We start from the raw sequence: 24,325 nt of genomic DNA on the forward strand, positions 1-24,325 counted from the left end.
ATCCGGCGGTCCGCCGGAGGGGGTGGTCTGCCCGGATCCGGTGCTGGGAGCGGATCCGCGGAGCCGGTCCCGCTCGCTCTGTCGTTCCCGGGCTCCAGGGGCTACAACACATCCTAGGCGGGGCCTATTCCGCGGCGTCCGGGGCACTCGGCCCGCGGTCAGGGTCGCCGAACGGCTCTCCGCGAGACGGCTCAGAAAGCCGCGTTGACCGGCTCTTTCTCCGCCGAGCCCGCGGGAGTGCCGCGCTGCCCGATCGACCGGCGCGAGATCAGGACCGTCAGCCAGCCGGCCGAGGCGAAGACCGCCGTCATCGCGACGACGTAGAACACCACCGCGATCATCCCACCGGGGACGATCGGCGGGTCCGCCAGGCGCGGATCGAGGAAGGGGTACGGGTACCAGACCTGCTCGTGCTTCATCTGGTCGTAGACGAGGGGCGCCCGGATGATCGTGTAGACGAACCAGGCGACCGGGAACGCGAGCAGCGCCGGGACGACCGCCCAGGAGAGGCGGCGCCGGCCGGGCGCGAAGAGCCAGTCGAGGATCAGCGCGAGCGGCGCCATGACGTGCATGACCTCGTTGGTCCAGTCCTGACCGGCACCGGCGCCGGTGACCACCGTGCCGCGCAGGAGCAGGTTGTAGACCACTCCGATCACGACCATGTAGGTGACGACTCCGGCCCGCAGCCAGGCGAACCAGCGCGGTTCCGGCAGGGCGCCGCGGGCGAGGACGACGGCGCCGATCAGCAGGACGACGACTGCGAGCAGGCAGACCTCGACGGTGATGTAGCTGAAGAAGTTGGCGGCGAGGGTGGCGCGGTCGCGGAAGCGGGCCTCGACCCAGAAGGCGTGGGAGTCGAGGAAGCTCACCGTGGTCGCGGTGAGGACGGCGGCCGCGACGAGCACGCGGAGCAGGACGAAGGTGGAGCGCATCGCGCCTTCCGGATCGGCGGGAGGGAGGAGGGGGGAGGCGGCTCTGCCGGAGGACGCCCCCACCCTTCCACGTCGCGCCCGGGGGCGCACCACCGGTCCGGTGACGTCCCAGTGTCGCGACGACGGCTCTCAGGAACGCTCGGGCGTCCCGTGCCGCGTCAGCGCCCGAGGCGGCGGAGCAGCGGCGCGGCCATCGCGCGCAGCTCCGGGACGCGGAGGACCCAGAGCACGCCGAAGTAGACGAGGGCCATGACGACGCCGGTGAGCACCATCGAGATGAGGGCCTGCGGCCAGCCGGCGGCCGGGTAGTCGTCGGCCTGGGCGAGGACGAACATCACCAGGACGCCGGCGCCGATCGAGGGGAGGGTCGCGGCGGCGTAGGTGGCGAAGCGGAACACGATGCGCGTCCCGCCCCAGCCGCCGAGCTTCTTCCTGAGCATCAGGCACGCCATCAGCGCCTGGACGGCGACTCCCGCCGAGATCGAGAGCGCGACGAAGAACGCGGTCGAGTCGTCGGGGAGGAGGAAGGCGATCCCGCAGCCGACGACGATGATCGCGGTCTGCACCAGCGTGTAGAGGAACGGCGAACGGCCGTCGTTGAGGGCGTAGAACCCGCGCTGCACGATCGCGAGCGTCGAGAACAGCGGCAGCACGATGACGTAGGCGGTGATGATCATGGCCATCTGCCCGGCGGCGACGGGATCGGTCGGCGCGAAGATCGTCGCGAAGGAGCGGGCGCAGACCACGAGGGCCGCTGTGGCGAAGAACAGGAAGAGCCCGACCACCCGGATCGAGGTGGAGATGTCGCTCCGGAAGTCCTTCATCTCGTTGCGCGAGGCGTGGCCGCTCATCTTGGTGTAGTACGCGGTGGCGATCGAGACGGCGATCACCGAGTGCGGGAGCATGAAGACGAGCCAGGCCTTCTGCAGCGCCGTGGCGGAGGCGTCCTCGCCCGAGGAGGCGCTCACGGTGTTGTTCTCGATGAAGCCTGCAGCGACCGTCAGGAGCAGGGTCGCGAAGGTCCAGACGGCGATCCTCCCGGCGCGGCCGAGGCCGACCCCGCGGACGCTGAAATCGGGGCGGTAGCGCAGACCGACCCGCTTCCAGAAGAAGACGAGCAGCATCGCCTGCAGTGCCACTCCGAGGGTGGCCGAGCCCGCCAGCACAGCGATCATCTCGGGCGACCACTCCGTCGCCGTGCGGAGACCCTTGCCGTCGGAGCCGAAGAGCTGCTGGAAGGCCAGGAGCCCGCCGATGGCGACGACGTTGTTCACGACCGGGGTCCAGGTGAACGGACCGAAGGAGCCGCGCGCGTTGAGCACCTCGCCGAGGATCGTGTACAGCCCGTAGAAGAAGACCTGCGGCAGGCACCAGTAGGCGAAGGTGACGGCGAGGCGGGTCTGCTCCGGCCCGTACTGCGAGGCGTTCAGCTGGATCAGCAGGGGTGCGGCGAGCGTCGCGATCACGGCGGCACCGAGGAGGACGAGGAGCGCGAGGGTCAGCAGCTTGTTGATGTAGCGCTGACCGCCGTCGGCCTGGAGGCCGGCGCGCACGATCTGCGGCACGAGGACCGCGTTGAGCGCACCGCCCGCGATGATCGCGTAGATCGTGTTCGGGAGGCCGTTGGCGACGGTGAAGGCGTCGGCGCCCTGGCCGACGAGGCCGATCGTCTGGGTGAAGACCAGCGACATCACGAAGCCGAGGACCCGCGAGACCATCGTGCCGGAGGCGAGGACGGCGCTCGCGCGACCGAGGGAGAAGCTAGCCACGGGGATCCGTTCGGTCGTCGTCGAGGCCCGGCTGGACGGCGAGCGGGGCGTTGGGGTCCTCCTCGTCCTCCTCGGGGGTGTCGCCGCGGCGGCGCCGGCGGATGTTGCGGAGGATGCCCGCGCCGAAGACGAGGACGAGGAGGATGCCGACGCCCAGGGTGCCGACGGTCTCCCAGTCGGCGCGGACGTTGGTGACGATGCCGGTGGGAGCGCCGATGGGCGTGCCGTCCTGCGACGTCAGCTGCATCCGGAGCTCGGTCTCGCCGTTGCCGACGCGTGCCTTCACGGGAATGAGGACGCGGCCCTGCGAGCGGGCGTCGATCGCCGTCGGCTCGACCGAGGACTCGTCGATGTCGAGGACGGCGTTCGAGGTCGAGGCCTGGATCCGGACCGTCACGGGCCACGGCAGGTCGTTGCGGACGTAGACCGGGATGCTGGAGTCGCGGGAGAGCTGGGTGACGCTGTCGGAGCTCTCGATGGCGACGGAGGAGAGCGTGGTGTCGGCCTGCTCGCGGCTGGCGGTGACCGCCTCCTGCCAGCCCGCCGTGTCCTCGCGCCAGGTCACGGCGAGCAGGGCGAGGAGGTCATTGCGGCGCTTGCCGCTGAGCAGCTCCGGTTCGGTGAGGACGGCCGAGAACGACTCCACGCGGGCGGCCGCGGTCAGCAGGTCGGACACGCCCTCGAGGCGCTGCTCCGACTCCGGGCTGTCGATGATCGTCGCGTCCTCGGTCGCCGGCGAGGTGAGGGCGGCGGCGAGCGATGAGCCCTCGGCCCAGGGCAGGGCGTCGACGGCGTCGAGGGTCTGCGCGAGGCGGACGCCGTCGATCGCCGCGCCGCGGTCGAGCGCGAGGACCACGTCGGGAGACTCGCCCTCCCGCTGCACCTGCGCGAGGTCGGCGGTGAGGTCGGCCGTGCTCGCGCGCCACTCCGAGTCGGTGCTCGCGCTGACCGCACGGTCGAAGGCGCTGGAGAGGGCACTGTCGGCGACGATGACGTCGTGGTCGTCGACGGAGGCTCGGGTCGTCGTGGTGACGCCGTCCGGCAGCTCGAGATTGTCGGAGGAGACGACCGTGCGGGTCATGCCGCCGGTGGCATACACGCCGAGATCCGCCGCGCGGACGGTGCCGTCGTCCGGCCAGGCGATGCGGCCGACCGTCGGCGACCAGTCGAACGCGAGGAGCGACTCGGTCGTCGGGCGCTCGGGGAGGTTCTGAGCAGTCGAGTCGCCGGGAACCGCCGTCGGGGTCGGCGTCCCCGAGCTCGTCGGCGCGAACAGGGTGGGATCGAGCGCGTACTCGAACGAGGTCGGCGCCAGGAGCGTGGACAGGCCGGACTGCGCCTGGGCGGCGACGTCCGCATCCGCGTAGGGCAGGGCGAAGACCTCGTTCGGCACCGACTCGAGCCGGTCCAGCCAGGCGGTCGCCGACTCCGGTGCCGTGTCGCCGAGGACCCGGATCGACGCGAGGATGCGCGGATCCACTCCGATGGTCACGGCGCGGCCGTCGACGGTGTCGAGCTGGCGCGAGAGCGTGCCGGTGGTCTGGGTGTAGTCCTGCAGCGTCTCGGCGGAGAGCATGCCGTCAGCGGTGTCGGGGACCGTGAGCGGCACGAGGACGCTGACGCCGGTCTCCTGCTCGCTGGGGAAGCCGGTCGAGAGCTCGACGACGCCTCGGGCGGTCGCGACGGTGCCACCGGGGCTGCTGACGGTCACCGAGATCGCGTGGGTGCCGAACGCCTCCGGGTCGCGGATCGAGTCGGTGGAGAAGGGGAGCGAGGCCGCGGGGACGGTGACGCCGACCTGGGCGGAGCTGGAGGGGAGCAGTCGCACGTCGGCGCCGTCGCCGGTGCTCGTGCCCTCGTCCTCGGACTCGCCGTCGAGCCACTCGGCGAGCTCGGCCCGGGAGTCGAGGGTGTCCTCGTCGATCGCGACCTCGACGCGCGCGCCGTCGATCGACTCGGTGGTGCCGTTGCGCACGGAGATCGCGAGCTGGAGGTCGTCGCCGGGGAGGAGGACGCCGTCGTTCGCCGCGCCGACCGTCGCCGTGACGGTGGCCTGTCCGGACTCGAGGGCCGTGCGCTCAGCGGCGTGCGCCGCCGCGGGGAGGGCGCCGCCGAGGAGCGCGATCGACAGCGCAGCGGCACCGGCGGAGCGGAGCAGCTGCGGGACCGCTCGCCGGGGGCGGGGGCGATCGGAGGGGGTGAGGTCGCGCCGACGCATCGAACTCACTCGGCCTCCATGCGGGTGATTCTACGGGCAGGCCTCCGGGCAGCCGTCTGCCGGGCCGCGGGATGCGCTGCGGAGTCGCTCAGGAGCCGTAACCGGTCGAGGCGGTTGCACTCCGGCGCGCACCGCGGCCCGGTCACGGCTCCCCGGTAGGATCTGCCGGATGCACAGCGTCCAGACCGCCCTCGAGACCCTCCGAGCTCTCGCGGCGACACCGACGGTGGCCCGGCTCGCGGAGGCTTTCGCCGCGCAGGGCCACGAGCTCGCGCTGGTCGGCGGCCCCGTCCGCGACGCCTTCCTGGGCCACGGCGTGCACGACCTCGACTTCACGACCTCGGCGCGGCCCGACGACATCGTGCGGATCGTCGCTCCGATCGCCGAGGCGCACTGGGACATCGGCCGGGCGTTCGGCACGATCGGCGCGCGGATCGCCGGCGAGACGGTGGAGATCACCACCTACCGCAGCGACAGCTACGACGGGGTCAGCCGCAAGCCCGAAGTCGAGTTCGGCGACAGCCTCGAGGGCGACCTCGTGCGCCGCGACTTCACCGTCAACGCGATGGCGCTGCGGCTGCCCGAGATCGTGCTCGTCGACCCGGCCGGGGGAGTGGAGGACCTGCTCGCGGGCCGGCTGCGCACGCCCGCCGCGGCCGACCTCTCCTTCGGCGACGACCCGCTGCGGATGCTGCGCGGCGCGCGGTTCACCTCACAGCTCGGCTTCCGGACCACCGACGAGGTCGAGTGGGCGATGGCCGAGCTGGCCCCGCGCATCGACGACGTCTCCGCGGAGCGGGTGCAGGAGGAGCTGCGGAAGCTCCTCGCGACCGCCTCGCCGCGGGCCGGACTCGAGCTGCTCGTCGACACCGGTCTGGCAGGTTACTTCCTCCCCGAGCTGCCGGCCCTGCGCCTCGAGCAGGACGAGCACCACCACCACAAGGACGTCTACGTGCACAGCCTCACGGTGCTGGAGCAGGCGATCGCGCTGGAGGGACAGCGGAACCCCGGCGCGGCGCCGGACGTCACCCTCCGCATCGCGGCGCTGCTGCACGACATCGGCAAGCCGGCGACGCGGCGGCTGGAGCCGGGCGGAGCGGTCAGCTTCTACCACCACGACCTCGTCGGCTCGAAGCTGGCGATCAAGCGGCTGCGCTCGCTGAAGTTCGACAAGCAGACCATCGCGGACGTCGCCCGGTTGATCGAGCTGCACCTGCGCTTCTTCGGCTACACCGAGGGTGCCTGGACCGACTCGGCCGTCCGCCGCTACGTCACCGACGCCGGCCCGCTGCTCGAGCGGCTGCACATCCTGACCCGGGCCGACGTGACGACCCGCAACACCCGCAAGGCCGACCGGCTCGCGCACGCCTACGACGACCTGGAGCAGCGGATCGCGGAGCTCGCCGAGAAGGAGGAGCTCGCCTCGAAGCGGCCCGACCTCGACGGCACGCAGATCATGGCGATCCTGGAGCTGCCGCCGGGGCGCGAGGTCGGACTCGCGTACAAGTTCCTGCTCGAGCTGCGACTCGAGGAGGGACCGCTCGGCGAGGAGGAGGCCGCCCGGCGGCTGAAGGAGTGGTGGGCGGCGCGCTGAGCGTCGTCGCGCGGGATCGGGAGCCGATCAGTCCCGGTCCGTGAGAACGGACTGCCAGTCGCGCGGCACCCGGTCCGCCGGTCCGGGCGTCGACTGGTCGGCGGGGTGGCTCTGCGGGTCGGCGAGACGCGGACCGTCGGCGTAGTCGTCCGTCCGGTAGTCCCAGAACCACTCCTCGCCGGGCTCGAAGCTCCGGATGACCGAGTGGCCGGTCTCGTGGAAGTGCGCGGTCGCGTGCCGGTTCAGCGAGTCGTCGCAGCAGCCGATGTGCCCGCAGAGCGCGCAGCGGCGCAGGTGCAGCCACCACGAGCCGGACTGCTCGCACTCGACGCAGCCGGGGCCGCTCGGCGGGACGGAGGGGTCGATCGTCTGCTGCGTCGTCATGCGCTCAGCTTGTCCCTCCGCGCCGTCCGGCACCAGATCCGTCCCGTCCTCCGGACGACCGTCTGAACGGTTCTCGAACTTCGGAGCGATCCCTCCGTGTCGCGACGCGGCAGGCCTATCGTGGAGCCACTTCTCCCCTGCTTCGGGGAGGAGCGCACGCTGACGTCGACTCGGGCGTGCCCCGGGCCGACCCGAGCACGGAGGTACGACCATGCCGTATGTGACCACGGACGACGACGTCGAGATCTACTACAAGGACTGGGGATCCGCGGACGCGCAGCCGATCGTGTTCCACCACGGCTGGCCGCTGTCCTCGGACGACTGGGACGCGCAGCTCCTCTTCTTCCACGCGCACGGCTACCGCGTGATCGCGACCGACCGCCGCGGGCACGGACGGTCGGAGCAGGTCGGCACCGGGCACGACATGGACCACTACGCCAGCGACGTCGACGCCGTGGTGCGGCACCTCGACCTGCACGACGCGGTCCACATCGGCCACTCCACCGGCGGCGGCCAGGTCGCGCGCTACGTCGCGCAGTACGGCCAGCCGCAGGGCCGCGTGGCGAAGGCGGTCCTCGTCTCCTCCGTGCCGCCGCTGATGGTGCAGACGGAGGCGAACCCCGAGGGCACGCCGATGAGCGTCTTCGACGGGTTCCGCGAGGCACTCGCCGCGAACCGCGCCGAGTTCTTCCAGGCCGTCGCGTCGGGTCCGTTCTACGGCTTCAACCGCGACGGCGCGGAGGTCTCGCAGCCGGTGATCGACAACTGGTGGCGCCAGGGGATGACGGGCAGTGCGCTCGCGCACTACGAGGGCATCGAGGCGTTCTCGGAGACGGACCAGACGGAGGACCTGAAGGCGATCACCGTCCCGGTGCTCGTGCTGCAGGGCGACGACGACCAGGTCGTGCCGTACCAGGACGCGGCGCTGAAGCAGCACGAGCTGCTGCAGGACTCGACGCTGAAGATCTACGAGGGCTACCCGCACGGCATGCTGACCACCCACGCCGACGTGCTCAACCCGGACCTGCTGGCGTTCATCCAGCGGTAGCGCGTCCCGGTGACGGCGGGATCCGGCGGGCGACCGCGGATCCCGCCGGATCGGCCCTGGGCTCGGAGTCCCGCGGATGGTAGGGTCGTCAGGTTGTCCATGACCAGACGCACTCGCGTCCGCGGGAGTGGGCAGATGCTACATACCCTCCTGTCACGGAAATACCGTGGCCGTTCAGTCCGAAGGAGGTGGGTTAGTGACGCATCAGTACGAACTCATGGTCATCCTGGATCCCGAGATCGATGAGCGCACCGTCGCTCCGAGTCTCGACAAGTTCCTCAACGTCATCCGCACCGATGGTGGATCCATCGACAAGGTCGACGTCTGGGGCCGCCGTCGTCTGGCGTACGAGATCAACAAGAAGTCCGAGGGCATCTACGCCATCGTCGACTTCACGTCGACCTCGGCCGCCGCGAACGAGCTCGACCGTCAGCTGAAGCTGTCGGAGGCCGTCATGCGCACCAAGGTGCTCCGCGCCGAAGAGGGCATCGCCCAGGTCGCCGCCGCCAAGAAGCTCGCCGACGAGAAGGCCGCCCGCAAGGCTGCCAAGGCTCCGGCCGCTCCCAAGGCGTAACGCTGATGGCCGGCGAGACGATCATCACCGTGGTGGGGAACCTCACCGCCGACCCCGAGCTGCGCTACACGCAGGGCGGGCTCGCGGTCGCGAACTTCACCATCGCCTCCACGCCGCGCACCTTCGACCGTCAGGCGAACGACTGGAAGGACGGCGAAGCGCTGTTCCTCCGGGCCTCCGTCTGGCGCGAGTTCGCCGAGAACGTCGCGGGGACGCTGACCAAGGGAAGCCGTGTCGTCGCGACCGGCCGCCTGAAGCAGCGCTCCTACGAGACGAAGGAAGGCGAGAAGCGCACCAGCATCGAGCTCGAGATCGACGAGATCGGCCCCTCGCTGCGCTACGCGACCGCTCAGGTCACGCGCGCGGCCGGTGGCGGCGGTGGACGCGGTCAGGTCGGCGGCGGCGGTGGCAACCAGGGCGCGAGCCAGGGCGGCTTCGGCGGCGGCAACGGCGGCAACCAGGGGGGCTCCGGCGGAAACGGCGGCGGCAACCGCGGTGGCGGCCAGGCCGAGGAGCCGTGGGCGCCCAGCGCTCCGGCCGGTGGCGACGTGTGGAGCACGCCGGGCAGCTACAACGACGAGACGCCGTTCTGAGCCTCCGGCTCGAGCGCGCCCTCACCTGAATCACGCGTCCCCGCCCCGAGAGGGGTGCGGACGGACGCGAACCAGAATCTAAGGAAACCACTATGGCTGGAAAGAGCAGCGGCGACCGCCGCAAGCCGATCCGCGGCAAGGGCGCGAAGAACGCGGCCCCCGCGAAGTCGGTCCGCGTGGGCGTCATCGACTACAAGGACGTCCCGACCCTTCGCAAGTTCATCTCCGAGCGCGGCAAGATCCGCGCCCGTCGCATCACCGGCGTCTCCGTCCAGGAGCAGCGCCTCATCGCCCGCGCCGTCAAGAACGCCCGTGAGATGGCGCTCCTGCCCTACGCCGGCAGCGGAAGGTAGGTAGAAGATGTCCAAGGTCATCCTGACCCACGAGGTCGACGGACTCGGCTCCGCCGGCGACGTCGTCGACGTGAAGAACGGGTTCGCCCGCAACTACCTCATCCCGCAGGGCTTCGGCGTCGCGTGGACCCGCGGTGGCGAGAAGCAGGTCGAGCAGATCAAGTCGGCGCGAGCCGCTCGTGAGCACAAGACCATCGAGGAGGCTCAGCACACGAAGCAGGTCCTCGAGGCCAACCGCGTGAAGCTGACCGTCAAGGCCGGAAAGGACGGGCGCCTCTTCGGCTCCGTCAAGACCTCCGACATCGCGACTGCGGTGGCGGCGGCCGGCTACGGCGAGCTCGACAAGCGCAAGATCGTGATCTCGAACGCGATCAAGAACGTCGGCGAGCACGAGGCCGTGGTGCGTCTGCGCGACGACATCCAGGCCACCGTGAAGCTGCAGGTGGTCGCGGCCAAGTAAGGCCGCGAGAACGCCGCGGAGGGCGGTGCGACGGGACTTCACGGTCCCCTCGCACCGCCCTTCGTCGTTGCGGTTCTCCACAGCTCCATCCACATACACCCTCGCGGGAGGGCAACCTTCAATGTGGTCTGGAGACTCTTTTCCCCACACACCTGTGGAAAGCGGGAAAGGCCTGGTCAGGCGGCTGAAAAAACTTGTCCGACAGTCGAGTTCCCACAGGGTTCTCCACATGTTGCCCACAGCGGGCGCGGCGTTTCCCGCTCGTTCTCCACAGTTCTCTCCACAGGGTGGTTTGACCCCGGCGGCGGGCGGTCCGTAGTGTGGCGCAGCGCCCCGCGAGGGGAGCGGGGCGGGCGCCGAGCGGCCGCTGTCGGAGGTCGGGCGTAGACCTGTGTCCGGCACTCGCGACAGGCGGCTCGACCGTGTCGCCACCCGTTCCGCGAGGCACCCGACAGGAGGAGGCGAAGGCATGACGATCGCGCACCTGGCGGTTCCCGGCTCGGACGGACGAGACGGGCGGGACTCCCGAGGGGACTCCCCGCGCAGCAACGAGCGCACGCCCCCGCACGACCTGCTCGCGGAGCAGTCGGCGCTCGGCGGCATGCTGCTCTCGAAGGACGCCGTCGCCGACGTCGTGGAGAGCGTCAAGGCGACCGACTTCTACATCCCCAAGCACGAGATCGTCTTCGAGGCGATCCTGGCGCTCTACTCGCACGGCGAGCCGACCGACGTCATCGCCGTCACCGACGAGCTGACCAAGCAGGGCGAGCTGCAGCGCGCCGGCGGCGCCGACTACCTGCACTCGCTCACCGCGATGGTGCCGACCGCGGCGAACGCGGGCTACTACGCGTCGATCGTGGCCGAGCGCGCGCTGCTGCGCCGCCTGGTCGAGGCGGGCACCCGCATCGCGCAGATGGGCTACCAGGGCGAGGGCGAGGTCCTCGACCTCGTCAACACAGCGCAGGCCGAGATCTACAACGTCACCGGGTCGGAGACGGCGGAGGACTACGTCCCGTTGACCGACGCGGTGACCGTCGCCATCGACGAGATCGAGGCCGCGGCGCACAAGGACGGGGCCTTCACCGGCGTGCCGACCGGCTTCGCCGACCTGGACGACCTCACCAACGGCTTCCACCCCGGCCAGATGATCATCGTCGCGGCGCGACCGGCACTCGGAAAGTCGACGCTCGCGCTCGACTTCGCCCGCGCCGCCGCGATCAAGCACAACATGGCGACGATCTTCTTCTCGCTCGAGATGGGGCGCAGCGAGATCGCGATGCGCCTGCTCTCGGCCGAGGCGTCCGTTCCGCTGCAGCACATGCGCAAGGGCACGGTCGACCAGCGCGACTGGACGACCATCGCCTCCACCCGCGGCCGCATCAACGACGCCCCGCTCTACATCGACGACTCGCCGAACCTCACGCTCGTCGAGATCCGCGCGAAGTGCCGCCGGCTCAAGCAGCGCATCGGCCTGAAGATGGTCGTCATCGACTACCTCCAGCTGATGACCTCGGGCAAGAAGGTCGAGAGCCGCCAGCAGGAGGTCTCCGAGTTCTCCCGTGCGCTGAAGCTGCTCGCGAAGGAGCTGCAGGTGCCGGTCATCGCGCTGTCGCAGCTGAACCGTGGACCGGAGCAGCGCGCCGACAAGCTGCCCGCCATCTCCGACCTCCGCGAGTCCGGCTCGATCGAGCAGGACGCCGACATGGTGATCCTGCTGCACCGCGAGAGCGCCTACGAGAAGGACAACCCGCGCGCGGGCGAGGCCGATCTCATCGTCGCCAAGCACCGCAACGGTCCGACCCGGACGGTGACCGTGGGCTTCCACGGCCACTTCTCCCGCTTCGCGGACATCCCGGCGGTCTGACGCTCGTGGCTGCACAGGAACCGGTCGAGGAGGTCGCGCTCGACGGGGAGAGCATCCGGCTCGGGCAGTTCCTGAAGTTCGCGGGGATCCTCGACTCCGGGGGCGAGGTGAAGGAGGCCGTCGCGGACGGCTTCGTCAGCGTGAACGGCGAGGTGGACCGGCGGCGCGGGCGGCAGCTTGTGGTCGGCGACGTCGTGGAGTTCGGCGGGCGACGGTTCCGCGTCGGGGCGTAGGGCTCGTTCGGACGTCTTCTCGTTCGGACGTCTCCTCTTCCCTGTGCCGCGGGTGCGTGGCTAGCATCGGGGCGTGCGACGCCGGGGTCGCACCGGTCAGGAGGCTCCGATGGGGTTCGTCAGCTACGGGATGCTCGTGTCGATCGACGGCTTCGTCGCGGCGGCGGACGGCGACATCTCCGGGTTCCCCGCGCCCGGGCCCGCGCTGCACCGGGTCTTCAACGAGGGGCAGCGGGCCGCCGCCCTGTCGGTCTACGGCAGCCGGATGTGGCGGATGATGGCGTACTGGGGCCGGCCCGACCCGGAGTGGGACGAGGTCGCCGAGGACTTCGCGCAGGCGTGGGTCGCGACTCCGAAGGTCGTCTTCTCGTCGACGGTGACGGAGGTGCCCGAGGGCGTGACGCTGATCGCCTCCGACGCGATCGACGCGTTCCGCCGGATCAAGGCCGAGACCGAGGGTGCGATCGAGGTGAGCGGGCCGACGCTGGCCGCCTCGCTCGGCGCGGCCGGGCTGATCGACGAGTACCGGCTCCACACGCAGCCGTTCGTCCTCGGCGGAGGGACGCCGTACTTCGCCGCCGGGTTCCGACCGGAGCTGCGCTTCCTCGGCAGCGAGCCGCTGCCGGAGGGCGCGGTGCTGACGCGGTACGCGCCGCGCTGACGGGTCCATTGCTGTGGCTGACGCCACTGCTTCGACGTGGCGCACCGGCCCTTCCGGAAAGGACTGCGCGAACCGCAGACCTCCGTCATCACCAGGCCCTCAGCTCATGAGCTTCCGCGCCTCAGCCTGAGGCACGCAGCGCAGTGAGCAGCGAAAGCGCTCAGGGCGCGTGACCGGGTCCGCGCTGCGTGACAGGCTCGGAGGACACTGACGTCAGGAGCGCGCGCATGCAGGTCGGCATTCATTTCATGAACTTCACGCTGCCGGGGGGCAGTGCCGGGATCGCGCCGATCCTGGGGGCCACGGCGCGGACGGCGGAGGACGTCGGCTGCGAGTGGTTCACGCTGATGGACCACTACTTCCAGATGGAGCAGTTCGCGACGAGCGAGGATCCGATGCTCGAGGGGTACACCTCGCTCGGGTTCGTCGCGGGGCGGACGGAGCGGCTGCGGCTGGGACTGCTGGTGACCGGGGTGACCTACCGGCACCCGGGGCTTCTGGCGAAGATCGTGACGACGCTGGACGTGCTGTCGGGCGGGCGGGCGATGCTCGGCATCGGTGCGGCCTGGTACGAGCGGGAGCACCTCGGGCTGGGCGTGCCGTATCCGGCGCTGAAGGAGCGGTTCGAGCGGCTCGAGGAGACGCTGCAGATCTGCAAGCAGATGTGGAGCGAGAACGACGGGCCGTACTCGGGGAAGCACTTCCAGCTGGCCGAGACGCTGAACCACCCGGAGCCGATCCAGCGGCCGGGTCCGCCGATCCTGATCGGGGGCAGCGGCGAGAAGAAGACGCTGCGTCTGGTCGCGGAGTACGGCGACGCCTGCAACCTGTTCGCGATCGGGGCGGAGGGGATCGCGCACAAGCTCGACGTGCTGCGCCGGCACTGCGACGAGCTCGGGCGCGACTACGACGCGATCACGAAGACGATCATCGGCGGCGGGGACCCGGTCGGCGACCCGGACGGGTTCGTGCGGGCGATGGAGGAGTACGCGGCGCTCGGGATCTCGCTGGTCGAGCTCGCGCCGCAGGGGCCGGACCCGGAGGCGTACGTGGCGAAGTTGGGCGAGGGCGTCGTGGGGCGGCTGGCGGCGATCGGCTGAGGGGTGGGTCTCGATACGCCGCTGCGCGGCTGCTCGACCAGCATGAAAGGGCGCCGCGCGGCTGGTCGACCGGCAGGGAAGGGGAGCTGCGCGGTTGGTCGACCGGCAGGGAAGGGGAGCTGCGCATCGGCGGCGGCAGAACGTCAGCTGAGGACGTGTGTCGTCGCCGAGGGGCGCTAAGAGTGACTCCCGGCTGATGTTCTGCGTCCGGATCAGGTGCCGTGGTCTGCAGATCCGAACTGTCGGGCGCACCCCATGCTGATCGAGTAGCCCGTGAAGCGGGCGTATCGAGAGCCGGCAGCGCCGGAAGGACGAGTCTGCAGACCTGGCCTTCATCGGACGGTGGGTCTCGATACGCCGCTGCGCGGCTGCTCGACCAGCATGAGGGGGCCGCTGTGCGGCTGCCCGACCAGCAGGTCTGCGGGCGACTCTTCCCAGTGGATCCGGCGTCAGGGGGCGGGGGTGCAGCCGCAGGTCTCGCCGAGGACGAGGGTGGTCGGCAGGCGGACGTGGCGGACGGGGGCGTCGGCGAGGGTCTCGTCGAGGAGCTCGAAGGCGATGCGGGCCATCTCGCGGACGGGGACGGCGACGGTGGTGACGCGGACGCCGCCGAGCAGTGCCTCGCGGATGCCGTCGAAGCCGACGATCGCGAGCTCGGCCGGGACGCGGATCCCCTCCTGGGAGGCGGCGCGGAGGAGGGCGAGGGCGTGCTCGTCGGTGGTGGCGAAGACAGCCCGCGGGCGCTCGGTGCGCAGGATCGTGCGGAGGGCGGCCTCGGCCGAGACGCGGTCCATCGGCACGCGGTGCACGCGGCCTCCGGCGCCTTCCATCGCCTCCGCCCAGAAGCGGGCGCGGAGGCCCGAGGGGCCGAAGTCGTCGGGGCCGGTGACGCAGTGCACGTCCTCGTGGCCGTGGGAGAGCAGGTGCTCGACCGCGGCTCGCACGCCCTGCTCGTCGTCGAAGACGACGCTCGGCTCGGTGTCGGTGGGAGCCGCGGAGTGCAGGAAGACGCGCGGGGCGGTGTCAGCGGTGCTGGCGGGATCGATGGTGATCAGGAGGATGCCGGCGGTGCGGAGGTCGGCGAAGGTGCGCTCGTAGCCGCGCTCCACCTCCGGGTCGTACTCGGTGTTGCCGAGGAGGGTCAGCAGCGAGCGGCGGCGGGCCTCGTGCTCGATCTCGCGCGCCAGCTCGCCGAAGAAGGCGTTGGAGGAGTCGGGGACGAGCAGACCGACGAGGTTCGAGCGGCCGACGCTGAGCGCCTCGGCGAGGGTGTTGCGGCGGAAGCCGAGCTCGGTGATGGCGGTCTCGACGCGGGCGCGGAGCTCGGGGGAGACGGGGCGCGGGCCGTTGTTGACGACGTAGCTGACGACGGTGGCGGAGGTGCCGGCCGAGCGGGCCACATCGGCGAGGGTGGGGCGCCGGGGGCGGGCTGACATCCGGTCAGCTTATGGGAGGGGGGATCTCGATACGCTCGCTGCGCGGGCTACTCGATCAGCATGATCGGCGCGGGATGCTCGGGATGTGCGATCAGCATGATCGGCGCGGGATGCTCGGTCGGCGTGATCGGTCCAGGCGGCGAATGTTTCACACGGGCGTAATAAACGGGCGGGCGGGGGAAACAGGGCGCGACTATGGTCACGCTAACCGCTTAGAACCGCCGACTCCCCTGGAGCGTCATGCACGCCACCCTCACCCCGTTGCGCCGCGCCGCGCTGCCCGCGACGGCGGCCGACGCGTCCGGTGACTCCCGGGTCGTCCGAGCGCTGACCCGCACCGCGTGGGCGCAGGCCGTGCTGCGCGCGGTCGCCGCGGCCTCGAACCTCTCCTTCGCGCACACCCGCGTCGCCGTGCTCGGGACCGGGCCGCTCGCCGTCGAGCTGGCGACCAGGACCGCCGCGACGGGCGCTCGCGTGATCGTCGTCGGCGACGACCCGCTCGCGCTGGTCGAGATCGCCCAGCTCGGGCTGACGGTGCAGGCGGCGCACTCGGCGGACCTGCGGGATGCGACGATCGCCTTCGCGACGGGAGAGCTGACGAGCCTGGTCACCGCGGCGCTGCTCGGCACCGGCGGTCCGCTGCTCCTGGTCGACGCGGCGGAGGACCACCCGGCGGTCGCCGCGGCCACCGACCCCTCCTCCGGCCGCCCCGGGATCGACCGGATCGCGGACGCCGAGCGCGAGCTCTTCCTCCTCGTGGCGCGCGACGTCGCCGACGGCTCGGCCCGCCGCACTCGGGAGCAGCTGTCCGCGCGCTTCGCGGCCGCTGTCGAGGCCGCCCGGGAGCAGGACCCGTCGCCCGATCTGCACGAGCGCGCCGACCGTGCCCTCGCGCTGGAGCTGCTCCGATGACCGCGCCGATCCGGGACCCCTCGCTCTGGCGGCAGGGCCAGGACAAGATCGACTGGGCCGCGCGCTTCATGCCGGTGACCCGCGGGATCGCCGGACAGCTCCGCGAGAGCGGCACCGTGCGGGGCCTGCGGATCGGGCTGGTGCTCGTGCTCGAGCCCAAGACGGCGACCCTCGCGCTCGAGCTGGCGGCGGCCGGCGCGGACGTCAGCGTGATGTGCGGCGCCTCCAACACCCACGACGACACCGCGGCCGCCCTGCAGCACGCGGGGATCGCGGTCTTCGCCCGCTCGGACGCGAGCGCCGCCGACGACCGGGCGTTCGCGCTCGGGCTGCTCGACCGGCGCCCGGACATCCTGGTCGACGACGGCTCGTCGGTGACCCGGCTCGCGCACACCGACCGGCCCGCGGTCTTCGAGACCCTGCGCGGCGCGACGGAGGAGACCACGAGCGGCCTGCGCCCGCTCCGGGTGATGGAGCGCGAGGGCGCGCTGCGGATCCCGGTGCTCGCGGTCAACGACGCGCGCTGCAAGACCCTCTTCGACAACCGGCACGGCACCGGGCAGTCGACGCTCCTTACCATGCTCGACCTGCTCGCGACTCCGCTCGACAGAGCGCACGTCGTCGTCGCGGGCTTCGGACCTGTCGGCCGCGGGGTCGCCCAGCACGCCCGCGCGCTCGGCGCCCGCGTGACGATCGCGGAGGTCGACCCGGTCCGCGCGCTCGAGGCGGTCTTCGCCGGCTACGACATCGACGCGCTGGAGTCGGCGGCCGAAAGCGCCGACCTGCTGATCTCGGCGACGGGCATCGCGCACACCGTCGACGTGGAGCACCTGCTCGCCCTGCCGGAGGGGGCGGCCGTGGCCGTCTCGGGCGGCGTCGCGCAGGAGATCGCGATCGACGCGGCGCTCGCCGCGGGCGCGACCCGGCAGAGCATCGGCCACGCGCTGGAGAGCTTCACGCTGCCCAACGGCCGTTCGATCGTCGTGCTCGACGACGGCGGCTGCATCAACTGCACCGCCGGTGAGGGGAACCCGATCGAGATCATGGACCTGTCCTTCGGCGTCCAGGTGGCCGCCGTCGACCTGCTCGCGCGGGAGGCGGGGAGCCTCGCTCCCGCTGTGCACCTGCTCCCGCCCGAGGTCGACGACCGGGTCGCCCGCGCCAAGCTCGACGCGCTCGGTCTGCGGATCGACGCGCCGAGCAGCGCGCAGCGCGACTTCCTCGGCAGCTGGACCTCGACCGGCCGCCGGGCCGCGCCGCAGCGGGACGGAGCGCGCTCGTGACCGAGCTGCTGCGCCTGGACGGCGTCGGAGTGACCTACCGCAACGCCGAGCAGCCGTCGCTGGTCGACGCGAGCTTCTCGGTGTCGAGCGGGGAGGTCGTGCTGGTCGCGGGTCCGTCCGGCTGCGGCAAGAGCACGCTGCTGCGGGTGCTGAACGGACTGGTGCCGCGCTCGTACCGCGCCGAGGTGACCGGGCGGATCGAGGTCGAGGGGCGGGACGCGACTCCGCTCGCCCTGCGCGACATCTCGGAGGTCGTCGGCACGCTGCTGCAGGATCCGGGCAAGCAGGTCGTCGGGCACAGTGTGCTCGCCGAGATCGCCTTCGGGCTGGAGAACCGCGGGACGCCTCCCGCCGAGATCCGCGAGCGCGCGCACCGGGTCGCCGAGCGGCTCGGGCTGACCGCGCTGCTGGCGACGCCGCCGCACGAGCTCTCCGGCGGGCAGCTGCAGCTCGTCGCCTTCGCGGGGATCCTCGTGCTCGATCCGCGGGTCATCGTCATCGACGAGCCGCTGGCGAACCTCGATCCCGACGCGGCCGACGTGCTGCTGCGGGCGGTGCGCGCCTACGTCGACGGCGGCGGGGCGGCCGTGATCGTCGAGCACCGCGTCGACGAGGTGCTCGCGCTCGAGCCGGACCGGGTCGTGTACCTGGAGGAGGGGCGGGTCGTCTACTCGGGCGGTGTCGCCGGCTTCCTCGAGGTCGCCTCGCCGGAGTCGGTGAAGCTGCCGTTCGAGGCGCTGCTCGCCGGCGCCGCGGGGGAGGAGTCGCCCGAGGAGGAGGCGCGTCCGGCCCCGGCCGGTGCCGCCCGCCTGCACTTCGACGGCGCCGAGCTCGGCTACGGCGCGCGGACGATCGTGGCCGCCGTGGACCGCCGCTTCCACGCGGGCGAGCGGGTGGCGATCCTCGGCCGCAACGGCGCCGGCAAGTCGACGCTGATGCGCGCGGCCGTCGGGTTGGTCGCGCCGACCCGCGGACGCGTCCTGCTGGACGAGCGGCCGGTGCACGAGCTGACCGCGGCCGAGCTCGTCTCGACCTGCGGCTACCTCTTCCAGAACCCCGGCCAGGCGCTCTTCAGCGAGACGGTCGAGGCGGAGCTGGCCTTCGGGCCGCGCAATCTCGGGGTGCCGGCGGAGGAGATCCCCGCGATCGCCGACGCCGCGCTGCGCGCCGTGTCACTCGACGACGTGCCGGGGATCCTGCAGCGGCCGCCGCGCACGCTCTCCTTCGGGCAGCAGCGCCGGCTCGCCGTCGCGCTCGCCCTCACGCTGCGGCCGCGGACCCTGATCCTCGACGAGCCGACGGCGGGGCAGGACGAGCGCTCCTCCCGCCACTTCCTCGACGCGGTGTGGGCGATCGACGGGATCGACAGCGTGTACTTCATCACCCACGACGTCGACATGGCGCTCGCCCGAGCCGACCGCGTGGTGGTCGTCGACGGCGGCGGGATCGTCGCCGACGCCAGTCCCGCCGAGGTCGTGCACGACACGGCGCTCTGGCACGGCCCGGGCGTCGACCCCGGCCACTCCCGCGCGGTGCTGCGCGAGACCGACTTCGTGCGCGCCGCCCGGCGCCACGGACCCGCGAGCGGTCGCCTCCCGCGCCCGCTCGACCTCGCCCGGCGCCTCCGCCGTGCGCAGCAAGGCCCCGGCAGCACCCCCGACGCCGGACGCACCGCCGATCCCCGCAGCTCCTCTCCCTCCCTCGAAAGGACACACCCGTGACCGCCACCACCTCCACCGCCGCGAAGACCGGCCCCTGGGCCGTCTCCTCCCGCACGATCGTCTTCGGCGCCGTCGGCGCCGCCCTCTACGGCGCGCTCGGCGCCCTGAGCTTCGTGATCCCCGGGACGATGATCTCGATCCGCCCCGCGATCGCGATCATCCCCTTCGTGGGCCTGCGCTTCGGACCGGTCGCCGGATTCTTCACCGGCGCCGTCGGCAACGCGATCGTCGACCAGATCATGGGCTACGGCTTCCTCACCTACTGGAACTGGAGCATCGCGAACGGCCTCGTCGGCCTGCTCGCCGGACTGATCGGCTACTACGCGAAGGAGCCGCGCACCACCGGCCGCCAGCTCGTCTGGGCCGCCGCCATCGCGGTCGCCGCGGTCGTCGTCGGACTGCTCTTCACCGCCACCGACTTCTTGTTCCTCGGCCAGACCTTCCAGTACTGGTTCTTCGGCTCCTACCTCCTGGCGATCCTCGCCACCGGCATCACCGCGGTGATCCTGGTGCCCGTGCTCGACCGGGTCTGGAAGCCGCTGCAGAACCTCGCCGGACGCTGACGGGCGCCCGGGATGGAGGTCTCGCCTCGATACCTCGGCGGTGACTCCTTCCTCGGCCGCCGGGATCCGCGTGTGCTGATCCTGGTGCCGGTGATGTTCGTCGTCACGGCCAGCCAGGTGCGCGATCTGCGCTGGATGGCGGCGCTCGCCGTGGTCGCCTTCGCGTACTACCTCAGCGCGCGGATCCCGTTCCGCGAGGTCCGCTCGAACTGGGCCGTCGTGGCCGTGTTCGTGCTGGTCTTCGCGGGGATCAACGGGCTCATCGTCGGCGCGACCGGCAGCGGCGAGCCGGAGGCCGGCGCGACGCTGTTCACGGTGCCGGTCGTCGGGCTGGCGATCACGGAGGGGGCGGTGTCGTACGCGGTCAACCTGCTGCTGCGCTTCCTCACGCTGGTCGCGGTCGGGTTCCCGCTCGCGTTCGCCATCCGCCCGGGAGACCTCGCGGTCGCGTTCGCGCGGCTCGGGGTGCCGGCGCGCTTCGCCTACGGCATCGACCTCACCTTCAAGTTCCTGCCCAGCGCGGCCTCGAACCTGCAGGAGACGGCCGCGGCCCAGCGGCTGCGCGGCTACGAGCGGACGCAGACCCGCAATCCGATCCGGCGCCTGCGCGAGGTCGCACCGCTGATGGTGCCGGTCACCATCACGTCGTTCGTGGACGCGGAGGACACGGTGGACGCCCTCGATCTGCGCGGCTTCGGGACGCGCAAGCGCACCTGGCTGCGGGAGATCCGGTACACGCCGGTCGACTGGACGGTGACGGGCGCGGCGGTGCTGCTGGCGGTCGCGGCGAGCACGGCGAGTCTCGCGGGACTGATGCCGTCGGCGTGGATCCCGTGAGCGGCGCGGTGTCGCTCGGGCGCGAGAGCGCCGGAAGCTCGACGTCGGTGCTCACCGTGCACAGCGCGCCGTGGGTGCTGCCGGTGGCGGGTGAGCCGGTGCGCGACGGGGCGGTCGCCGTGCGCGGCGAGCGGATCGTCGCGGTCGGGACGCGGGACGAGGTGCTGGAGGGGCTCCGCGACGAGTCGCCCGCGGTGCGGGAGTGGCCGGGCGCGATCGTCCCGGGCCTCGTCAACGCGCACTCGCATCTGCAGTACACGTGCATGTCCGCGGTCGGCCGGGGCCGGTACGCGGGCTTCGAGGACTGGTCGCGCGCCTTCCAGGAGGTCTACGAGCAGCCGCACGACTGGGGCGCCTCCGCCGCCGAGGGGCTCGAGATCGCGGTCTCGACCGGGACGACGGCGATCGCCGACATCGTCACCGACCTCGATGCGCTGCGCGTGCTCGAGGACGGCCGGGTGCACGGGATCGCCTACTGGGAGCTGATGAGCCTCCTCGAGGACGACTGGCGCGGCAGCGGGCGGGCGATCACCGCCGAGCTGGTGCGCACCTCCGGCGTGACCCGGATCGGGCTCTCGCCGCACGCGCCGTACTCGCTGGACACCCCGGTGCTGAGCGACCTGACCGGGCTCTCGCAGGAGCTCGGCGTGCGCCGGCACCTGCACCTGGCCGAGTCGGCCTGGGAGGCGGAGTACACGATGCACGGCCGCGGCGACCTGGCGGAGCAGTGGCGCCGCTGGGGCTACGACGGCTTCCACCTGCTGCGCAACGGCGGCAGCGCGCTGCGGCCGGTGGCGTACGCGGAGACGATCGGGGCGCTCGGCGACGACGTGCACATCGCGCACGGGATCTACGTGGACGCGGACGATCGCGCGACGCTGCGGCGCACCGGCACCTCCGTCGCGCTGTGTCCGCGCTCGAACGCGGTGATCGGGCTCGACGAGGCGCCGGTCGCGGACTACCTGCGCGAGGGGAACGCGATCGCGGTCGGGACGGACTCGCTGTCGTCGACGCCGTCGCTCGACCTGCTCGGGGACGTGGCCGAGCTGTGCCGGATCGCGCGGGCGCAGGGGTACGCGGGGCGCGATCTGCACGCGCGGCTGCTCACGGCGGCGACGCTCGGCGGCGCGGTCGCGATGGGGGCGGCGGAGTCGTTCGGCACGCTGGTGCCGGGGGCGCTCGCCGACCTCGCGGTCCTGGGCGTGTCGGGCTCTTCTTCCGACGACGTGCTCGCCGCCGTCGTCGAAGCCGGTGAGGGGACCGCCCTCGCCACGATCATCTCCGGGGAGGTCCGATGGCAGGCGCGGAGCTGAGCGGGTTCGTCGACCGGCTGAGCGTCGACGGGCGGGTGCTCGAGCGGGTGCGGCGGCCGGCGCTCGCCGAGACGATGGGGCTCGAGCCGCATCCCGAGGGCGGCTGGTACCGGCGGACGTGGGAGTCGCCGGAGCGGCTGACGCTCGTCAGTGCGGACGGCTCGGTGCGGGAGCGGCCGGCGGCGACGCTGATCGTCTTCCTGCTGCCGGCGGGCGAGGCGTCGGCCTGGCACCGGGTGTCCTCGGCGGAGACCTGGATCTGGAACGGGCCCGGCCGGGTGGCGCTGCAGTACGGCGGGCTCGGCGAGGAGCCGGAGGACGGCGAGACCGTGGTGCTCGGCTCCGCGTTCGAGGGGCTGCCGGTGCAGGCGCTGGTGCCGGCCGACGTCTGGCAGCGGACGCTGCCGTCGGCGGAGGACGCGGTGGTGAGCTGCCTGGTGTCGCCGGGCTTCGACTTCGCGGACTTCTCGATGCCGGAGTAGCGGCGGGCGGGGTCTCGAGACGCCGCTGCTGCATGCTCGGGTCTCGATACGCCCCTGCGGGGCTACTCGACCAGCACGGAGGGGGCCACTGCGCGGGCTGCTCGGCCAGCAGGGGCGTGCGCCGCGGCGGCTGGACTGCTCGGGACGTCGACAGGCACGGATCCTGTCAGCAGTGACGTGAACGCGTCATCGTTGTGCTTCAAGCGCCTCGAATTATCCTGACGCGGCGTGAGGGCACCACCCTGGTGTGCAGGTACGCCGTCGCCAACCGTGGCAGCGGTCGTACCTCGACACCACGGGAGACGCACTCATGGCGCACGACGACGATCGGCCGACGACCTCCGACGGTCGAAGCGCGGTGCACCGGCGGACGCTCGTCGCCGGAGGGGTCTGGACGGTGCCCGTCATCGCCCTGGCGACGGCGTCTCCGGCCGCATCGGCGTCTCCTGCGCCCTGCCCGTCGGTCACCGCCCCTGCCCAGTGGCGACGCTACGACAACGGCTACGGCTATCACGGGGTGTCCGGCATCGAGGAGAAGAACGGCGCCGTCTTCTTCTATCAGCAGGCGGACGATTCGGGCTCCGCCGAGGGGTTCAACCTGGAGGTCTGGTGGGGGGCCAGGCTGCCGGTCGTCGCCAGGACCACCTACACCTTCCTCTACCGGGCCGGTGGCTCGTACGCACAGACCGGCGACGACAGGACTCGCGGTCCGCAGTACGCCCGGCTCGAGATCGACGACGTGCCCATCTCGCCGAACTACAGCACCGACACGAGTCAGTACGGCGACGTGCAGCTGACGAAGGACTTCTCGTTCGTCGACTACTCCACCCTGTGGACGGCGAACGCCACGGGATCGGTTCAGCTCATGTGGCACTTCATCGTTCCCGGACGAAAAGGAGTGAGGACCGACGCGAACGACGACATCCGCATCACGCTGCCGATGGTCGCCTGCTCGTAGGGCGCCGAGTGGCCCGTGGGGCGGGCCTCTGCATGCTGATCGAGTAGCCCGCGCAGCGGGCGTATCGAGATCCACCGTGGCCTGAAGGGTGGGTCTCGATACGCCGCGTTCCGCGGCTACTCGACCGGCATAGAGCGCGGGGGCTGTGGCCGGTCGGCCGGGATGGAGTGCGCGGGTAGCGGCTGGTCGGCGGGCAGGAAGCGTGCGTTCCGCGGCTGGTCGACCGGCAGGGGTGCGCGGACCGGGCGGGTATCGTGAGCCGCATCATGCCCGTCGACTCCGCCCTCGAGGCCTCCGGCTCCGGCAGACGCCTGCAGCGCCGGGTCGCCGAGGGGCTCGGGCGGGAGATCGCGTCGGGGGTCCGGGCGGCGGACTCGCAGATCGTGCCCGAGGAGATCGGCCGCCGGTACGACGTGTCGCGCACGGTGGTGCGCGAGGCCTTCCGTGCTCTCGAGGCCCGCGGGATGATCCGCGCTCGCCCGCGTGCGGGGACGCAGGTCCAGCCGGAGAGCTCGTGGAACCTCCTCGATCCGGATGTGATCCAGTGGCGGGCGGCCGGGCCGGCGAGCGAGACGCAGCTGCAGGAGCTCCTCCTGCTGCGCGAGGCGGTCGAGCCCGCCGCGGCCCGGCTCTTCGCGGCGAGCGGCCGGACCGCCCGGCAGCACGAGCTGTCGGCCGCGGCGGCGGAGCTGGCCCTCGCGGCCGAGGCGCGATCGCTGCCCCGTTTCACGAGCGCCGATCAGAGCTTCCACCGGATCCTGGTCGAGGGGTCGGGCAACGCGGTGCTCGCCCAGCTGCTCGGCACCATCGCCGCCGCGCTGGACAGCAGGTACGGCAGCGGCGTTCCGACCTTCACCGCCGCCACCGATCGAGCGGTCGACCAGCATCGGCGGCTGGCGGAGGCGATCGCGGCGGGGGACGCCGATCTCGCGGAGAGCGCGGCGCGCACGCTCGTCCGCGACACCGCTGCGGAGATCCGGGCGACGTCGACCGGCCGAGGGACGGCCTGAGTCGAGGCGGGCAGGGGTGCCCTCAGG

General features: G+C 72.0%; 25 protein-coding genes. 19 read left to right on the forward strand and 6 right to left on the reverse strand.

The window, feature by feature from the left end; genetic code table 11:
• Positions 1-191: 191 nt before the first annotated feature.
• From MT355_RS10145 to MT355_RS10155, 3 genes are all read right to left on the reverse strand, one after another.
• Positions 192-932, reverse strand: a complete 741-nt coding sequence (locus MT355_RS10145) for a Pr6Pr family membrane protein (RefSeq protein WP_243599421.1) — start codon at positions 930-932, stop codon at positions 192-194.
• 158 nt (positions 933-1,090) lie between these two features.
• Positions 1,091-2,701 (reverse strand): murein biosynthesis integral membrane protein MurJ, encoded by a 1,611-nt coding sequence (gene murJ / locus MT355_RS10150; RefSeq protein ID WP_243599422.1) that lies wholly within the window; start codon positions 2,699-2,701, stop codon positions 1,091-1,093.
• Entirely contained in the window at positions 2,694-4,919 is a 2,226-nt protein-coding gene (locus tag MT355_RS10155) for a DUF6049 family protein (RefSeq protein ID WP_243599790.1), read from the reverse strand. The genes murJ and MT355_RS10155 overlap by 8 nt, the downstream gene beginning before the upstream one ends.
• Before the next feature lie 169 nt (positions 4,920-5,088).
• On the opposite strand from MT355_RS10155, the gene MT355_RS10160 reads away from it, so the two are divergent.
• Positions 5,089-6,513, forward strand: coding sequence for a CCA tRNA nucleotidyltransferase (locus MT355_RS10160; RefSeq protein ID WP_132437309.1), 1,425 nt, complete (start codon positions 5,089-5,091; stop codon positions 6,511-6,513).
• A gap of 27 nt (positions 6,514-6,540) precedes the next feature.
• On the opposite strand, the gene MT355_RS10165 is transcribed toward MT355_RS10160, so the two are convergent.
• Entirely contained in the window at positions 6,541-6,897 is a 357-nt protein-coding gene (locus tag MT355_RS10165; protein WP_123706124.1) for a UBP-type zinc finger domain-containing protein, read from the reverse strand.
• Positions 6,898-7,108: 211 nt separating this feature from the next.
• Here MT355_RS10165 and MT355_RS10170 point away from each other — a divergent pair, with 211 nt between their 5' ends.
• From MT355_RS10170 to MT355_RS10210, 9 genes are all read left to right on the forward strand, one after another.
• Positions 7,109-7,945, forward strand: coding sequence for an alpha/beta fold hydrolase (locus tag MT355_RS10170; protein ID WP_243599423.1), 837 nt, complete (start codon positions 7,109-7,111; stop codon positions 7,943-7,945).
• A gap of 196 nt (positions 7,946-8,141) precedes the next feature.
• Positions 8,142-8,519: a 30S ribosomal protein S6 gene (gene rpsF / locus MT355_RS10175; RefSeq protein ID WP_123447279.1), complete on the forward strand. Its 378-nt coding sequence runs from the start codon at positions 8,142-8,144 to the stop codon at positions 8,517-8,519.
• 5 nt (positions 8,520-8,524) lie between these two features.
• A complete protein-coding gene (locus tag MT355_RS10180; RefSeq protein ID WP_123706126.1) occupies positions 8,525-9,112 on the forward strand; it encodes a single-stranded DNA-binding protein in 588 nt (195 codons plus the stop codon).
• 92 nt (positions 9,113-9,204) lie between these two features.
• Positions 9,205-9,465, forward strand: a complete 261-nt coding sequence (gene rpsR, locus MT355_RS10185) for a 30S ribosomal protein S18 (RefSeq protein ID WP_056039813.1) — start codon at positions 9,205-9,207, stop codon at positions 9,463-9,465.
• A gap of 7 nt (positions 9,466-9,472) precedes the next feature.
• The gene (gene rplI, locus MT355_RS10190; RefSeq protein ID WP_123447282.1) at positions 9,473-9,925 is read left to right on the forward strand and encodes a 50S ribosomal protein L9; all 453 of its coding nucleotides are present in this window, start codon (positions 9,473-9,475) and stop codon (positions 9,923-9,925) included.
• A 469-nt stretch (positions 9,926-10,394) separates the two neighbouring features.
• On the forward strand, positions 10,395-11,789 hold the full coding sequence (dnaB, locus tag MT355_RS10195) for a replicative DNA helicase (protein WP_123447283.1): 1,395 nt from the start codon (positions 10,395-10,397) through the stop codon (positions 11,787-11,789).
• A gap of 5 nt (positions 11,790-11,794) precedes the next feature.
• Entirely contained in the window at positions 11,795-12,022 is a 228-nt protein-coding gene (locus MT355_RS10200) for an RNA-binding S4 domain-containing protein (RefSeq protein WP_243599424.1), read from the forward strand.
• 109 nt (positions 12,023-12,131) lie between these two features.
• A complete protein-coding gene (locus MT355_RS10205; protein WP_243599425.1) occupies positions 12,132-12,683 on the forward strand; it encodes a dihydrofolate reductase family protein in 552 nt (183 codons plus the stop codon).
• 227 nt (positions 12,684-12,910) lie between these two features.
• A complete protein-coding gene (locus MT355_RS10210) occupies positions 12,911-13,783 on the forward strand; it encodes an LLM class F420-dependent oxidoreductase (protein WP_243599426.1) in 873 nt (290 codons plus the stop codon).
• A gap of 449 nt (positions 13,784-14,232) precedes the next feature.
• On the opposite strand, the gene MT355_RS10215 is transcribed toward MT355_RS10210, so the two are convergent.
• Together MT355_RS10215 and MT355_RS10220 are read right to left on the reverse strand one after the other, a co-directional pair.
• Positions 14,233-15,219, reverse strand: coding sequence for a LacI family DNA-binding transcriptional regulator (locus MT355_RS10215; RefSeq protein WP_243599427.1), 987 nt, complete (start codon positions 15,217-15,219; stop codon positions 14,233-14,235).
• Positions 15,220-15,266: 47 nt separating this feature from the next.
• A complete protein-coding gene (locus MT355_RS10220) occupies positions 15,267-15,422 on the reverse strand; it encodes a hypothetical protein (RefSeq protein ID WP_243599428.1) in 156 nt (51 codons plus the stop codon).
• Positions 15,423-15,459: 37 nt separating this feature from the next.
• Here MT355_RS10220 and MT355_RS10225 point away from each other — a divergent pair, with 37 nt between their 5' ends.
• The 9 genes from MT355_RS10225 (at position 15,460) to MT355_RS10265 (ending at position 24,298) form a co-directional block, all read left to right on the forward strand.
• On the forward strand, positions 15,460-16,131 hold the full coding sequence (locus MT355_RS10225; RefSeq protein ID WP_243599429.1) for a hypothetical protein: 672 nt from the start codon (positions 15,460-15,462) through the stop codon (positions 16,129-16,131).
• Positions 16,128-17,414, forward strand: a complete 1,287-nt coding sequence (locus tag MT355_RS10230; protein WP_243599430.1) for an adenosylhomocysteinase — start codon at positions 16,128-16,130, stop codon at positions 17,412-17,414. The genes MT355_RS10225 and MT355_RS10230 overlap by 4 nt, the downstream gene beginning before the upstream one ends.
• Positions 17,411-19,135 (forward strand): ABC transporter ATP-binding protein, encoded by a 1,725-nt coding sequence (locus tag MT355_RS10235; protein WP_243599431.1) that lies wholly within the window; start codon positions 17,411-17,413, stop codon positions 19,133-19,135. Before MT355_RS10230 ends, MT355_RS10235 begins: the two co-directional genes overlap by 4 nt.
• Entirely contained in the window at positions 19,132-19,698 is a 567-nt protein-coding gene (locus tag MT355_RS10240) for an ECF transporter S component (protein ID WP_123447291.1), read from the forward strand. Before MT355_RS10235 ends, MT355_RS10240 begins: the two co-directional genes overlap by 4 nt.
• A gap of 12 nt (positions 19,699-19,710) precedes the next feature.
• Complete coding sequence (locus tag MT355_RS10245) at positions 19,711-20,535, forward strand: energy-coupling factor transporter transmembrane protein EcfT (RefSeq protein WP_243599432.1); 825 nt, start codon at positions 19,711-19,713, stop codon at positions 20,533-20,535.
• Positions 20,523-21,848, forward strand: coding sequence for an amidohydrolase family protein (locus MT355_RS10250; RefSeq protein WP_308197346.1), 1,326 nt, complete (start codon positions 20,523-20,525; stop codon positions 21,846-21,848). Before MT355_RS10245 ends, MT355_RS10250 begins: the two co-directional genes overlap by 13 nt.
• A complete protein-coding gene (locus MT355_RS10255; protein WP_243599433.1) occupies positions 21,830-22,330 on the forward strand; it encodes a cupin domain-containing protein in 501 nt (166 codons plus the stop codon). The genes MT355_RS10250 and MT355_RS10255 overlap by 19 nt, the downstream gene beginning before the upstream one ends.
• Before the next feature lie 310 nt (positions 22,331-22,640).
• Positions 22,641-23,288, forward strand: a complete 648-nt coding sequence (locus tag MT355_RS10260; RefSeq protein ID WP_243599434.1) for a hypothetical protein — start codon at positions 22,641-22,643, stop codon at positions 23,286-23,288.
• Positions 23,289-23,554: 266 nt separating this feature from the next.
• Positions 23,555-24,298 (forward strand): FadR/GntR family transcriptional regulator, encoded by a 744-nt coding sequence (locus MT355_RS10265; RefSeq protein ID WP_243599435.1) that lies wholly within the window; start codon positions 23,555-23,557, stop codon positions 24,296-24,298.
• The last annotated feature ends 27 nt before the right edge of the window (positions 24,299-24,325 follow it).

Origin of the sequence: Rathayibacter sp. VKM Ac-2929 (assembly GCF_022815495.1) — a bacterium.
Classification (GTDB): Bacteria; Actinomycetota; Actinomycetes; order Actinomycetales; family Microbacteriaceae; genus Rathayibacter; species Rathayibacter festucae.

Bases quoted from the DNA above. Each gene is read 5' to 3' on its own strand.
- MT355_RS10145 (WP_243599421.1), bottom strand. From the start codon at position 932: ATGCGCTCCACCTTCGTCCTGCTCCGCGTGCTCGTCGCGGCCGCCGTC.
- MT355_RS10155 (WP_243599790.1), bottom strand. From the start codon at position 4,919: ATGCGTCGGCGCGACCTCACCCCCTCCGATCGCCCCCGCCCCCGGCGA.
- MT355_RS10160 (WP_132437309.1), top strand. From the start codon at position 5,089: ATGCACAGCGTCCAGACCGCCCTCGAGACCCTCCGAGCTCTCGCGGCG.
- MT355_RS10165 (WP_123706124.1), bottom strand. From the start codon at position 6,897: ATGACGACGCAGCAGACGATCGACCCCTCCGTCCCGCCGAGCGGCCCC.
- MT355_RS10170 (WP_243599423.1), top strand. From the start codon at position 7,109: ATGCCGTATGTGACCACGGACGACGACGTCGAGATCTACTACAAGGAC.
- MT355_RS10180 (WP_123706126.1), top strand. From the start codon at position 8,525: ATGGCCGGCGAGACGATCATCACCGTGGTGGGGAACCTCACCGCCGAC.
- rpsR (WP_056039813.1), top strand. From the start codon at position 9,205: ATGGCTGGAAAGAGCAGCGGCGACCGCCGCAAGCCGATCCGCGGCAAG.
- rplI (WP_123447282.1), top strand. From the start codon at position 9,473: ATGTCCAAGGTCATCCTGACCCACGAGGTCGACGGACTCGGCTCCGCC.
- dnaB (WP_123447283.1), top strand. From the start codon at position 10,395: ATGACGATCGCGCACCTGGCGGTTCCCGGCTCGGACGGACGAGACGGG.
- MT355_RS10205 (WP_243599425.1), top strand. From the start codon at position 12,132: ATGGGGTTCGTCAGCTACGGGATGCTCGTGTCGATCGACGGCTTCGTC.
- MT355_RS10210 (WP_243599426.1), top strand. From the start codon at position 12,911: ATGCAGGTCGGCATTCATTTCATGAACTTCACGCTGCCGGGGGGCAGT.
- MT355_RS10215 (WP_243599427.1), bottom strand. From the start codon at position 15,219: ATGTCAGCCCGCCCCCGGCGCCCCACCCTCGCCGATGTGGCCCGCTCG.
- MT355_RS10225 (WP_243599429.1), top strand. From the start codon at position 15,460: ATGCACGCCACCCTCACCCCGTTGCGCCGCGCCGCGCTGCCCGCGACG.
- MT355_RS10230 (WP_243599430.1), top strand. From the start codon at position 16,128: ATGACCGCGCCGATCCGGGACCCCTCGCTCTGGCGGCAGGGCCAGGAC.
- MT355_RS10245 (WP_243599432.1), top strand. From the start codon at position 19,711: ATGGAGGTCTCGCCTCGATACCTCGGCGGTGACTCCTTCCTCGGCCGC.
- MT355_RS10255 (WP_243599433.1), top strand. From the start codon at position 21,830: ATGGCAGGCGCGGAGCTGAGCGGGTTCGTCGACCGGCTGAGCGTCGAC.
- MT355_RS10260 (WP_243599434.1), top strand. From the start codon at position 22,641: ATGGCGCACGACGACGATCGGCCGACGACCTCCGACGGTCGAAGCGCG.
- MT355_RS10265 (WP_243599435.1), top strand. From the start codon at position 23,555: ATGCCCGTCGACTCCGCCCTCGAGGCCTCCGGCTCCGGCAGACGCCTG.